Origin of the sequence: Rhodococcus sp. NPDC059968 (assembly GCF_042738615.1) — a bacterium.
GTDB lineage: Bacteria > Actinomycetota > Actinomycetes > Mycobacteriales > Mycobacteriaceae > Rhodococcus_F.
The window spans coordinates 90,721-102,454 of record NZ_JBHWUE010000035.1; the positions used below are offsets into that span (position 1 = coordinate 90,721).

Consider the following 11,734-nt stretch of genomic DNA (forward strand, 5'->3'; position numbering starts at 1 on the left):
TCACCGAAGGACTTCTTTCATGCGTGTAGCAAACCAAGCCGGCCGGCTCCAGATCGTGGCAGACGGCGTCGCCGTCGACGTCGAGACGGCCAGCGGGGGCCGCTTTTCCGCCGAACCCCAGCAGATTTTCGACCGGTGGGACGAGTTCACCGCATGGGCACGCACTGCGGACTTCGCCGACGGGGTACCGGTGGACGAGTCGACGCTGCACGCTCCGGTTCCCCGGCCCGGCCAGATCTTCGCCGTCGGCGTCAACTACGCCGACCACGTCGAGGAATCAGGGCTCACCCTACCCGACGCCCCATTCGTGTTCACCAAGTTCCCCGCCTCGATCACCGGGCCTTACGACACCATCGAACACCCCGGCGGGTCAGTCGATTTCGAGGTCGAACTCGTGGCGGTCATCGGCAAGGAAGCCCGCAACGTTCCCGCCTCCCAGGGCTGGGACCACGTGGCCGGGCTGACCCTCGGCCAGGACCTCTCCGAGCGGGACCTGCAGCTGTCCGGTCCCCCGCCACAACAGTTCAACCTCGGCAAGTCGTTCGCCGGATTCGCCCCGCTCGGGCCGGTGCTCGTGACGCCCGACGAATTCGCCGACCCCGACGACATCGAGATCAGCACGATCCTCTCCGGCGAACTGATGCAGAAGTCGCGGACCCGGCACCTGATCTTCCCGATCCCGGTCCTCGTGTCCTACCTGTCCTCGATTCTGCCGTTGCGCCCCGGCGACCTCATCTTCACCGGCACCCCCTCGGGAATCGGATTCACCCGCGACCCGAAACGGCTCGTCGACATCGACGACGAACTCGTCAGCCGCGCCGAAGGTATCGGCGAGATGCGGCACCGCTTCACCTCCACCGATCGCCCGCACCCCCTCACCACTGTTTCCAGGAGCACTCACCATGTCTGACATCACCGTCCCCGTACTCGTCGTCGGTGGAGGCGGCTGTGGCCTGACCACCTCGATCCTCCTCTCCGAGCACGGCATCGATCACCATCTCGTCGAGCGGCACACCGGCACCTCCCACCTGCCCAAGGCCCACTACCTGAACCAGCGGACGATGGAGGTGCTGCGCCAGGTCGGTGTCGCGGACTCGGTCTACGACGTGGGCACACCGCCGAAGAACATGGGCACGACCCGGTGGGTCACCTCCCTCGGCGGCGACGGCGAACTGGACGGGCGCACCCTGTACACCCTCGACGCCTTCGGCGGTGGACGACTCGAGAGTGAATACGCCGTCGACAGCCCGTGCCCGTCCACCAACTACCCGCAGATCCGACTCGAACCGCTGCTGCGCGAGCACGCGGAGAAGAGGGCACCGGAATCGATCCACTTCGGCCGCGAACTCGTCTCGTTCCAACAGGACGCCGACGGAATCCACGCCATCATCCTGGACTGTGACACGCAGGAGACCTATACGGTCCACGCCCAGTACATGGTCGCCGCCGACGGCGGCAAAACCGTCGGCCCCGAACTCGGAGTGACGATGGAGGGCCCGACCGGGATCCTCGACATGGTCAGCACCCACTTCACCGCGGACCTGTCGCAGCACTGGGAGGACGACGTCCTGATCACCTGGCTCCTCAACCCCGAGGGCGCCGGTTCCTGGAACAGCGGCGCGATGGCCGCCATGGGGCCCACGTGGGGCAAGCACTCGGAAGAATTCGTCCTGCACTTCACTTTCCGCCCGGACGATCCCGCCCGGTTCGACGAAGACGCCATCGTTCCCCGCATCCGGGAACTGCTCAGACTGCCGGACCTCGAAATGAAGATCCACAAGGTCAGCCACTGGATCCTCGAGGGCGTGCTCGCCGACAAATACCAGGTGGGCCGCATCTTCCTCGCCGGCGACGCCGCCCACCGACACCCGCCCACCACCGGGCTGGGCCTGAACACCGCCATCCAGGACGCCCACAACCTGGTCTGGAAGCTGGCTGCGGTCGTTAAAGGCGACGCCGCCCCCGCCCTGCTCGACACCTACGAGCCCGAACGCCGCCTCGTCGGCATGCGCAACGTCGACTGGGCCATGTTCACCTTCCTCAACCACATGGTCATCGACGCCGGACTCGGCCTGATCCCCGGGCAGCCTGTCGAAGCTCAGGTCCAGGTATTCCGGGACTACTTCTCCGACACCCCGATGGGTGAAACCCGCCGAGCGCGTGCGGCCGAGGTGATCAGTACCCAGCGCGCCGAATTCCAGGCTCACGACCTCGAGATCGGCTTCGCCTACCGGGACGGGGCACTCGTCCCGGACGGCACCGAGGCACCGCCCCGAGACCCGATGGGCCGCACCTACTTCCCCACCACCCGTCCCGGGCACCGCCTGCCCCACGCGTGGATCGAGCACGACGGCCGGCAGATCTCCACCCACGACCTCACCGAGAACAATGCTCACTTCGTGCTCATCACCGCCGTGGACGGTGCCGCATGGTCCGACGCCGCCCGACTGGCCAAGGACAAGTTCGGTGTCCAGATCAAGGTCGCGCAGATCGGCGACGGCACCGACTACACCGACCCCACCGGTCGCTGGAGTGAGCTCCGCCAGATCGACGACACCGGGGCGATCCTGGTCCGCCCGGACAACCACGTCGCCTGGCGCAGCACCGGTACCAGCGTCGACGCCGCCGACGAGCTCATCCGCGCACTCGGCACCGTGCTCGCACGCTGACGGCGGGAGCCACTGGAAAGGACGCACGACAATGACCGCGCCAGGACGTGAAGTGTTGTGGACGCCGCCGCCCGGGCGGGTCTCGGCCTCGAACATGAGCCGATACCAACGCTGGCTCGCTACCGAGAGGCAGGTCCCCACCACCGACTTCGACTCGCTCTGGTGCTGGTCTATCAGTGACCTCGAGAAGTTCTGGCTCTCGATCTGGGAGTATTTCGACGTCATCGCCTCGGCGCCACCGCACACGGTGCTCGCCGACCCGCGGATGCCCGGTGCTCGGTGGTTCCCCGACGCCCATCTGAACTGGGCCGAAAACCTGGTCCGCCATGCCGACCATGCCGGGCCGGCAATCATCTCGGTCGACGAAACCGGTACCACCGGGGAACTCTCGCGGGCCGAGCTGGTCGCGCAGGTTGCCAACCTCGCCGCGCACTTCCGCGAGATCGGAGTGCGGCCCGGCGACCGGGTCGCCGCGATGCTGCCGAACATCGCGCCCACCGTCGTCGCGGTGCTGGCCGCGGCCAGCGTCGGTGCGGTGTGGTCATGCTGCGCACCGGATTTCGGTGTCAAAGGACTGGTCGACCGCTTCGCGCAGATCGAGCCGACAGTGCTGATCGGGGTGGACGGCTACCAGTTCAACGGCAAGCGCATCGACCGCCGCGACGTCTTCTCCGCCCTGCTGGACCAGCTCCCGAGCGTGCGCCACGCCATCGTCGTCGACAACCTCGGCCTCCCCTTCGAGGGTGAGTACCGGCAGAGTATCGCCTACTACGCCGACCTCGTCGTCGGGGACGCCGCACCACAGTACGAGCAGGTGCCATTCGATCACCCGTTGTGGATCCTCTACAGCTCCGGCACCACCGGCCTTCCCAAGGGCATCGTCCACTCGCACGGCGGAATCCTGCTCGAAGCCCTCAAGGCCAACGCGCTGCACTACGACCTCGGCCCTGCGGATCGGGTGTTCATCGCCGCGAGCACCGCCTGGGTGGTGTGGAACATGCTGGTCGACGTCCTGGCGGTCGGCGCCACGGTGATCACCTACGACGGCAGCCCCACCTACGGCCGGCCCGACCGCCAATTCGAGGTCTGTTCTCGATACGAGGCAACCAGATTCGGCACCGGTGCGGCCTATCTGACGCTGTGTGAAAAAGCCGGCACACAGCCCGGTGCCGACTTCGACCTGTCGAGCTTGCGGTCGATCATGTCGACCGGTTCCCCGCTACCGGACACCACCTGGCGGTGGATCTACGACGCAGTCAGCGCGGACGTGCACCTGGGGTCGGACAGCGGCGGCACCGACGTGGCCACCGGATTCATCGGTGCCAATCCGCTCTCCCCCGTTCGCGTGGGGGAACTCCAAGGCCCCTACCTGGGGGTCGATGTGCAGGCCTGGAACGAGGCCGGTCAGGCGGTCGTCGGCGAGGTCGGGGAAATGGTGATCGCCGCGCCGATGCCGTCGATGCCGATCCACTTCTGGAACGACCCCGACGGAAGCCGCTATCGGGAAGCCTATTTCGAGGTCTACCCCGGAGTGTGGCGGCACGGCGACTGGATCAGCATGGAAGCCGACGGCGGTTGCGTGGTCCGCGGGCGGTCGGACTCGACGATCAACCGCGGCGGTGTCCGGATGGGGTCGGCCGACATCTACCAAGCCGTCGAAGCGCTTCCCGAAATCGCCGAGGCACTGGTGATCGGCGCCGAACTACCCAACGGCGGCTACCACATGCCGCTGTTCGTGGTGCTGCGCGAAGAATATGACCTCGACGAGGCGCTCGTGGAGAAGATTCGCACCACGATCCGCCGGGAGACCTCGCCCCGGCACGTCCCGGACGAGATCATCGATGTCCCTGCAGTTCCCACCACCCGCACCGGCAAGCGGCTCGAGATTCCCGTCAAGAAGCTGATCCAGGGAGTGGCCCCCGAGATTGCAATCAACCGCGCCACCGTCGCCGACACTGCTGCCCTCGACTGGTACATCGACTATGCCGAACGCTTTCACCGCAACAGCGCGAGAGCGGCTGACCTGCTCAGGGAGCGATAGTCCCCTCGGAACAGCCCTGTTGCCCCCACGCAGCACTCGTAAACGAAAGAGAAACAATGAACAACGCCCTGTCAGTCGAACACGGGACCGCGAGCCCCGTCGCAGCAGCCGGCGGTTCGGTGGATCTGGAGACGCTCGAATCGATCCGGCAGCGGGTGTTGTGGTTGTCGACGTCGATGATCCACCACGCCAATCGGATCCGGCCGAACCCCAGCGGCCTGAAGGTAGGTGGTCACCAGGCGTCGTGCGCGTCGATGGTCTCGATCATGACCTCGCTGTGGTTCGAGCAACTCCAGCCGGGTGACCGGGTGTCGGTCAATCCGCACGCCTCCCCCGTTCTGCACGACATCAACTACCTGCTCGGTTAGCTCGACGAGAAGTACCTGACCACCCTGCGCGAGTTCGGCGGCCTGCAGTCCTATCGACCGTCCCGTGCCACCCAACCTCACGGGCCGCGGACGCGGCGCTTCCACGCACGGCTGCTGTGTCCGGCACTCGACGCACGACATCGCCCTACCGAGCGCCGGCCCTGGATCATCAGGTTGGCGGATCGAGGACCCGGACCGACCGCGGAAGCGGCTGTACCGCAATACCGCACGCCTCGCCGCCGCCGTGAAAGACTCCGGGCGCCGGCCCACAGGCCAGGACACCTCACCGCAGGGTGAGCGAGACAAGGCTACTCACACAACGACATCCGGTGAGATCACAGTCTCTGTGCCGACCCCTAGGGTCGGTACAGGAGTGCCGGAGCCGTCGAGAATTGATGGAACAGAAATGAATCGTCCTGGACTCGTCACCCGTCGGCCGGACCCGACTTCACTGTCGCCGAGGAGACGCCGGGCAATGTTGCGGGTCATCCTGCTGCCGTGGGATATCATCGAAAGCGCTGACCCGGTCCCGGTACCCGCGGTCGACGAGGTCGAGCCGTTTTTACCGGCTTGTATCAGCGCCCCCACTGAAACGGGAGACGATGGGCCCCACGCACAGTTGCTGGCGTTCCGACACATCGTCGATCGGAGCAGTCCCCCGATAGCGTTCGGCCTCGCACTCGATAGACAGCGCGCACCCGACGGCCCGCAACGCCCGTACGTCGGCCCCCCGGCCACGTGCCTGTCACTGTGGGAAGTACCCGGCAACGGACTGGTGCTGGCCTGCGAGGAACTCACCCCCGACCGCTCCGGCAGCCTGATCGACCGACACAATGCCCCGCTCCGCGACGGCGGTAGCCGAGAATTCTGGGCCGCCATCGAAGCACTTCTTCGCCCCTTCGGCCTGACGGCCGAGGCGAGCCCGATCGACGTCTTCCCGCGACTAAACACCCGACTACCCAGCTCCCGGGTCTACCGGCCGCTGCGCAGCCTGACAATTCGCGGCCGCCACCGGACCGATCGGGAAACCCTCGAGGGCCTGGTCATCGAGGTCCACACCGACGTGGTCGATACGGTACGGCGACTGGTCGATGAACCGGGCATCACACCCTGCGCGGGGGCCGCGTCCCGCTCCTGTCGTGGACTATTGCGCTGGCACCGGGTCCCGCTGATCGACAAGTCGTCCCGTCTTGGGTCGGGGATCGCGATTCGCGAGGACGCCCGGGCCCTCGTCGTCGACGTCGGCGCCACCGCTACCGGTCCCGGCTATCTCGGTCGGGGCACCCGTGAGATGCTCTACGGCCTCATCGGCTGGGTCGCCCTCCGCGCCCAGCACTCGGCGGACCACCGCCGCGTACTGTCGCTCCTGCGCCACCGCCGACGAGATCGCCGTCCTGCATACCGATCTCGGTAAAGCTCTGTGACAGTGCCGAAAGCAGTCTCCTGCCCCACGCTGTCGCCTCCGCCCGAGACCGACGGTCCACGCTCGTAGCGGTCGCGGCCGCCGGTGCGCTGTTCGTGACCTTGCTCCACGCGGCCATCGCGGCATCGCCGCAGCCGGATCTGCAGCGCTGGGCGCTCACCGTGGCGCTTGCCGCCGCGATCGGCGCTGTCGCCCTACTCGAGGTTGTCGCAGGTCGTCGTCCCTCCAGGACACTCCTGAAACCGCCACCGGTCGCGCCGCCACGGGCCTCGCCCGCCGTGACGCCTGTCAGGGACCTCGAACGTCGACGGCACGAGTCGATCTTCCCGTTCGAGTGAATTGTTCCGACGCGTGCGGTTCGCGGAAAGCCCCCCAGTCCCCGCCCGCGCGCCACCGCGTCGTCGTCATCGGATCTGGAGAACCGGCGCCGCCACGCAGGTGTGGCGCACCGCTCCGAGTACTGGTGGAATCAGTTTTAGCCATGTGCACACCACCAGCCTTCCGGGCCGCGAGCCTGCAGGGCACTACCGGCGCGCGGCACCGTCCCGGCGCACCACCGCGCTGACCTACCGTGATTTGGCTCCAATCCGGACCCTGTCCACCGCGGAACGCTGATCGGTCGACACCACTGCCGTCATTGCGAACCCGGACAGCCAGCATTCGACATCGCCTGCAGCGTCTGCGGCAGCGTCACCGGCGACGGGCACCGAACTGCTGGTCCACGTGTGGCGCCCGCTCAGCGGTGGCCGATGTAGTTAGCCTCCGCACCTTCGGGGGATGGAAGGTCGAACAAACGCGCCAGGACCTGGCTGGCAGGGTTGTTCGCCGGCATCGCGCTGTCTTCGGGCAGGGCTCCGCCCGAAATCATCAGACGGCCGATCCGAGCCATGATGATCGCGAGGCGGTAGGCGGCGAATCGTTCGTAGTAGTCGACATCTGCCGCACTGCGGCCCGTGAGCTCGCGATACCGCGCGATCACGGCGTCGCGGGCCGGAAGCCCTTTCAGCAGCGGAACTCCGATGCCTTCCGAGTAGTACCGCACGAAAAGAACGAACCACCCGAGGTCCAGCTGAGGGCTGGCAATGGTCGCCATTTCCCAATCGAGGACCGCAGCTACGGACTGGTCAGCGCCGAAGATGATGTTCCCCAGCCGGGCGTCGCCCCAACAAAGCACCAGCTCATCGTCGTGGGGACGGTGCTCCTCGAGCCATTCGTATGCCGCCTCGATGTTGGCGATCCGCCCGGACTCTGCCGTCCAGTCGTAGAACTGGCGCCACTCGGCGAGCTGGTGCGCGATCCCGGGCTCGCGGAGCTCGCTGTTGTGCAAGAACTCGACCCCGAGCACCTTTGGGTCGGCGTCGTGGAGTTCAGCCAGTGCGCCCAGCGCGTTGTCGAAGAGGCGTCCTCGGTCAGCAGGCGGGAGATCCACAACCCAGCCCTCGGAAACGAATGGCGGATCGTCCCCCGGGACCCGACCATCGACGCGGTCCATCACAAGGAACGGGCCACCCAGCAGCGCCGGATCGTCTTCGAGCCAGCGAACACGGGGCACCGGGACCGCGGTGTGCTCGGCAACTGCCGTGAGTAGCGCGAATTCTGCCGCCAGGTCGGGCTCCCGGAAGATCCCGGGGGTGGCGGGCGTGACTCGGGCCACAAGATCGAGCTCGCGGCGGCTCCCCTCCGCGTCGTAGCTGACCGAGAACAAGATGGTGGTCATCGACATTCCGGCCGAGGCTGGGATCGAGATCGTCGGGATCTCGATGTTCGACGCGCCGTCGAGCTTTTTCGACAACCAATGCGTCAGGGTGGTCCTGGTCGCGGTTTCATCCAAGTGGTTGAGCACAGCCATGGTGTGGTCCTTTGGTTCGTGCCGCGGACAGCGGCGCTGGGGGTCAGGGTCAGGGCGTCGACACGACGCCCCGGATTACTTGGCGGTGATGTGCGCGATGTAGTCCGGCGGCCAGAGGAAGTCGAGGTAGGCGGTGCCCGGTCGACCGCCGATCTCCCCTCGGACCATCGCTTCGACAAGAGTCGCGTTCGGATCTACGGGGAACGCGATGTCAGAGAACGTCTGGCCGGTCACCGTCGTCTTGCGACCCGTCTCGTCGACGACGCGCAGCTCCACCGTTTGCTGGACCCATCGTTCGTCGTAGGTGACCTCCCAGTCCGCGGAGTGGACTTCGGACCGGACGCCGTCGCGGTACACGTAGCCGGCGAGGTGCCTCTCGCCGTAGGCCTGAAGATCGAAGACGTGGACCGCCGTGTCCTCGGCTTGGCTTTCGAGCCACTTGTAGTGCTGCACGGCGCCCCAGTCCCGCGTTCCCCAGGAATGGTCGTGGTGGCCGAGTGCGTCGAACGGGATCGACCGACCGTCGATGCGAAGCCGGCCGAATACCCGACCGCTCTGCTCCATACGGTCGTCGGCAAAGTACGACGGGCATCCGCTCGGGGCCTCGGAGTAGAGGTACCGCTCGTGCATCGGATGGAATTCGATCTCGACGTCGATCCGATCGCCCGCGAAGCTGACCGTCGACCCCTCATTGCTGGGCTGCATCGAGGCGGACAGCGGACCGACCGTCCACGCGTCGAACCCCTGGTCGGCTGGGACCGGGATGCCGTCGGCAATCTCGAAGATGGCCGATCCATCGGGGTTTCCGCCGTAGATCCACGCGGCACAGCCCGCGACGCTCCGCGCGTCGACCCAGGTGTAGACGAGGCCGGCCAGTCCTTGATCGGGCAGTTTGACGTTGTAGAGGAACGATTCTCGCGCCACATCCTCCGGCCGGAGGGTGTGGCGGGCGAAGTGCTCGGTCGACGTGACGGTGGACGCCATGAGTCTCCTCGGTTGGTTCGGGATAGTGTCGTCGGCGACGGCGGGAGCGCCTTACCGGTCGGGCCTCGTCCGTGTGACGGGGCCCACTCCATCCTTCACACGCACTCCGCCGTCCGACAATCGCTCGCCGAGCTAAGCGACCGCTCGCACGTTGGTGCCGCAGTGGCGTGCCGGCTCGCTTAAGCGTGCACGGACCCGCGCCTTACTCTCAACGAGATAACGATCTTTGTCCCTATGCGCCAGCCAGCGCGTGGTCAATCAGCAGCGCCACCTCGACCTCGGTGCGATGCCGATCAACCGAGTGACCGAGCAGTTCCTCGGTTCGCGCGAGCCGATAGGCGACGGTCTTGGCGTGCACGGACAGCCGTGCGGCCGTCTGCTTCTGGCTACCTCCGGTCGCAAAGAACACGCGAAGCGTCTCGCGGAGCCTGGCGGTCGACTCGTCGCGCGCGCCGAGGAGCCCGAGGTGCTCGGCGGCGTAGCGACGCGACCGATCCGCGTTTCCGGCGACGAGGACGGCGGCCAACTCGACCTCGCAGTGCTGTGTAACCCCCGTCAGAGCCGTGGGACGCAGCTGCACCGTCCGGAGGGTCTCCAACGCCTGCGCATGAGATCGCCGGAACCCCTGAATTCCTGAAGCAGCGGCCCCCATCCCGACGACAACGCCGTCGGTAGCGGCGGTGGCTACAGCGCGCAGCACCTGGGGCGTCGGCGACACATCCCACCCGAGCCACACGAACCACCGACCGTCCCCGCCCGTGTGCGTGAACGCGCGGACCGGACTGGCTGCGGCGACCAGGTCACCGAGCGCCTCCCGAACGTTCGCTGACGCCGCGGCCGGAGCAAGTACGAGCGCCACATGGTAGCCGTGGACGTCGTACGCGAGCTCGTCGGCGGCAGCACGCTCGTCGGCCGCCGAGCCATCTAGAAGGGCAGCCAACGCGGCCTGACGCGTCCGCGGTCCTGCCTGCTGATCACCGCGGTTCGGGTAGAGCCCCCGGTGCCGAGTCACGAGTTGTTCACAGGCACCGTCGATATAGGCGAAGAGCCGCTTCGACGAGTATCCGAGAACACTCGGGACCAGCGCAGACTCGGTCTCCCGCTGAACGTACGTGGACCAACGCTCCCAGACCGCGGCGTGCCCGGCACGAAAGGCTCGCAACACCGTAGCCAGGTCACCTCCTGCCGAGATCGTGCCATGGAGGGTCCGAAGAGTCGCCGCCGGCGGCTCGATCGCGGTCGGCACCGCGTCGAATGCGAACATCGAGAGAATCGCTCCAATATTGTGCTCGGTGCTCTCCCCCAAAGCTGCGAGGGAATCAGGAATATCGAGGGGGGCCACCTCGGGCACCGCCTCGACCACGGTTTTCGTCACGTCGGCGGCGATCTCGGTGGTGTGCCTCAACAGCGCCCGTGCCAACCGTTGGACCTCGGTGCCCGCCGCCGCGACCGCGAGCTCTGCCGTGTTGACCACATCCGGCATGGCTTCCGACTGCATGTGGACTTCCTCTCGGGCGGCACGGGTGTCGGTTTCAGGAGTCGGCTGCACGCTGACCTGCGTCGTTTAGCAGGGTATAACCGACTGACGACTCGTTGGATATCAGAAGTGCTGCTCACGAGATAGGGCCCGTGCGGGCCGTTGCAGTCACGAACGAGGACTGGAGGCCTCACCGCTTGCCGTTTGGTCCAATATTAAGTCCACGTTAACCCTCTGACAAGAGGGCTCTGCGGGTGATTTCCATCGCGGGGCGGTAGAACTCGACGTTGACACTGCAAGGAAGGTGGAGAGCGAAGGGGGTCTGCGTGTTTCTCGGTCGAGCAGATCCGGAACGGAACGGTCGGGCCCGCTTTACCCGGCCAGCCCATCGGGGACCAGTCCTGCACAGATTCGACACTGTCGGGACCGTCCCCGTGTCACTCATGATTTGTGCGGGGTGACTGCCGAAAACGGCGCGGTGGGAGTTACTCGTCCTCGCTGAGTTCGGCGAGGCCGGGAACTTCATGGCGCACCCCCTGGATCGTGGCGCCGGTAGCGCACTGCCAGGGCGCTCGGACCTGCCCGCTGGTCGCCGACGAGGAAGGGCGGCACTCTGCGCACCACGACCGCGTGGCGCGAGCGCGGGATTGTGAGCGAGCCAACGCTAGCCCGACACGAAGATTATCGATAATCTAGATCGGGGTTCGAATGACCCATCCAGTCGGCGTGGTTTGCGAACCGACGCGCGGCGGGACCCTCTCGTGGCCGATCTCCCGCCCGACGGCATGCGCCCCGACACCCGCACGATTCCCGATTACAGGAGCTAGCCCCAATACCGTTTATTTATGGCGAGGGCACGGAGTCGCCCGAGAGGACGAGCGGTCTGCGGTCTACGCAGGGCGCGTTGCGGTGGTGCGGGTGCT

Annotated in this window: 8 protein-coding genes and 1 pseudogene; 6 read left to right on the plus strand and 3 right to left on the minus strand. The window is 66.6% G+C overall.

Features of this window, described 5'->3' with window-relative positions; all coding sequences use genetic code 11:
- The first annotated feature begins 19 nt into the window (after positions 1-19).
- The 6 genes and pseudogenes from ACFWAY_RS25960 (at position 20) to ACFWAY_RS25985 (ending at position 6,839) form a co-directional block, all read left to right on the plus strand.
- Positions 20-910 (plus strand): fumarylacetoacetate hydrolase family protein, encoded by an 891-nt coding sequence (locus tag ACFWAY_RS25960; RefSeq protein WP_378512660.1) that lies wholly within the window; start codon positions 20-22, stop codon positions 908-910.
- Positions 903-2,669: an FAD-dependent oxidoreductase gene (locus tag ACFWAY_RS25965; protein WP_378512661.1), complete on the plus strand. Its 1,767-nt coding sequence runs from the start codon at positions 903-905 to the stop codon at positions 2,667-2,669. The genes ACFWAY_RS25960 and ACFWAY_RS25965 overlap by 8 nt, the downstream gene beginning before the upstream one ends.
- A gap of 31 nt (positions 2,670-2,700) precedes the next feature.
- Positions 2,701-4,710: an acetoacetate--CoA ligase gene (locus ACFWAY_RS25970; RefSeq protein ID WP_378455502.1), complete on the plus strand. Its 2,010-nt coding sequence runs from the start codon at positions 2,701-2,703 to the stop codon at positions 4,708-4,710.
- Between the two features lie 56 nt (positions 4,711-4,766).
- A pseudogene (locus ACFWAY_RS25975) lies at positions 4,767-5,156 on the plus strand (pyruvate dehydrogenase); the annotation flags it as partial.
- A gap of 397 nt (positions 5,157-5,553) precedes the next feature.
- Complete coding sequence (locus ACFWAY_RS25980; RefSeq protein ID WP_378455503.1) at positions 5,554-6,492, plus strand: hypothetical protein; 939 nt, start codon at positions 5,554-5,556, stop codon at positions 6,490-6,492.
- Between the two features lie 104 nt (positions 6,493-6,596).
- Positions 6,597-6,839 (plus strand): hypothetical protein, encoded by a 243-nt coding sequence (locus tag ACFWAY_RS25985; RefSeq protein WP_378455504.1) that lies wholly within the window; start codon positions 6,597-6,599, stop codon positions 6,837-6,839.
- 398 nt (positions 6,840-7,237) lie between these two features.
- On the opposite strand, the gene ACFWAY_RS25990 is transcribed toward ACFWAY_RS25985, so the two are convergent.
- From ACFWAY_RS25990 to ACFWAY_RS26000, 3 genes are all read right to left on the minus strand, one after another.
- Complete coding sequence (locus tag ACFWAY_RS25990) at positions 7,238-8,350, minus strand: phosphotransferase family protein (protein WP_378455505.1); 1,113 nt, start codon at positions 8,348-8,350, stop codon at positions 7,238-7,240.
- A gap of 75 nt (positions 8,351-8,425) precedes the next feature.
- Positions 8,426-9,334 (minus strand): hypothetical protein, encoded by a 909-nt coding sequence (locus ACFWAY_RS25995; RefSeq protein ID WP_378455506.1) that lies wholly within the window; start codon positions 9,332-9,334, stop codon positions 8,426-8,428.
- Between the two features lie 232 nt (positions 9,335-9,566).
- The gene (locus tag ACFWAY_RS26000; protein WP_378512662.1) at positions 9,567-10,832 is read right to left on the minus strand and encodes a PucR family transcriptional regulator; all 1,266 of its coding nucleotides are present in this window, start codon (positions 10,830-10,832) and stop codon (positions 9,567-9,569) included.
- Positions 10,833-11,734: the final 902 nt, after the last annotated feature.

Bases quoted from the DNA above. Each gene is read 5' to 3' on its own strand.
- ACFWAY_RS25995 (WP_378455506.1), bottom strand. From the start codon at position 9,334: ATGGCGTCCACCGTCACGTCGACCGAGCACTTCGCCCGCCACACCCTC.
- ACFWAY_RS25970 (WP_378455502.1), top strand. From the start codon at position 2,701: ATGACCGCGCCAGGACGTGAAGTGTTGTGGACGCCGCCGCCCGGGCGG.
- ACFWAY_RS26000 (WP_378512662.1), bottom strand. From the start codon at position 10,832: ATGCAGTCGGAAGCCATGCCGGATGTGGTCAACACGGCAGAGCTCGCG.
- ACFWAY_RS25990 (WP_378455505.1), bottom strand. From the start codon at position 8,350: ATGGCTGTGCTCAACCACTTGGATGAAACCGCGACCAGGACCACCCTG.
- ACFWAY_RS25965 (WP_378512661.1), top strand. From the start codon at position 903: ATGTCTGACATCACCGTCCCCGTACTCGTCGTCGGTGGAGGCGGCTGT.
- ACFWAY_RS25980 (WP_378455503.1), top strand. From the start codon at position 5,554: ATGTTGCGGGTCATCCTGCTGCCGTGGGATATCATCGAAAGCGCTGAC.
- ACFWAY_RS25960 (WP_378512660.1), top strand. From the start codon at position 20: ATGCGTGTAGCAAACCAAGCCGGCCGGCTCCAGATCGTGGCAGACGGC.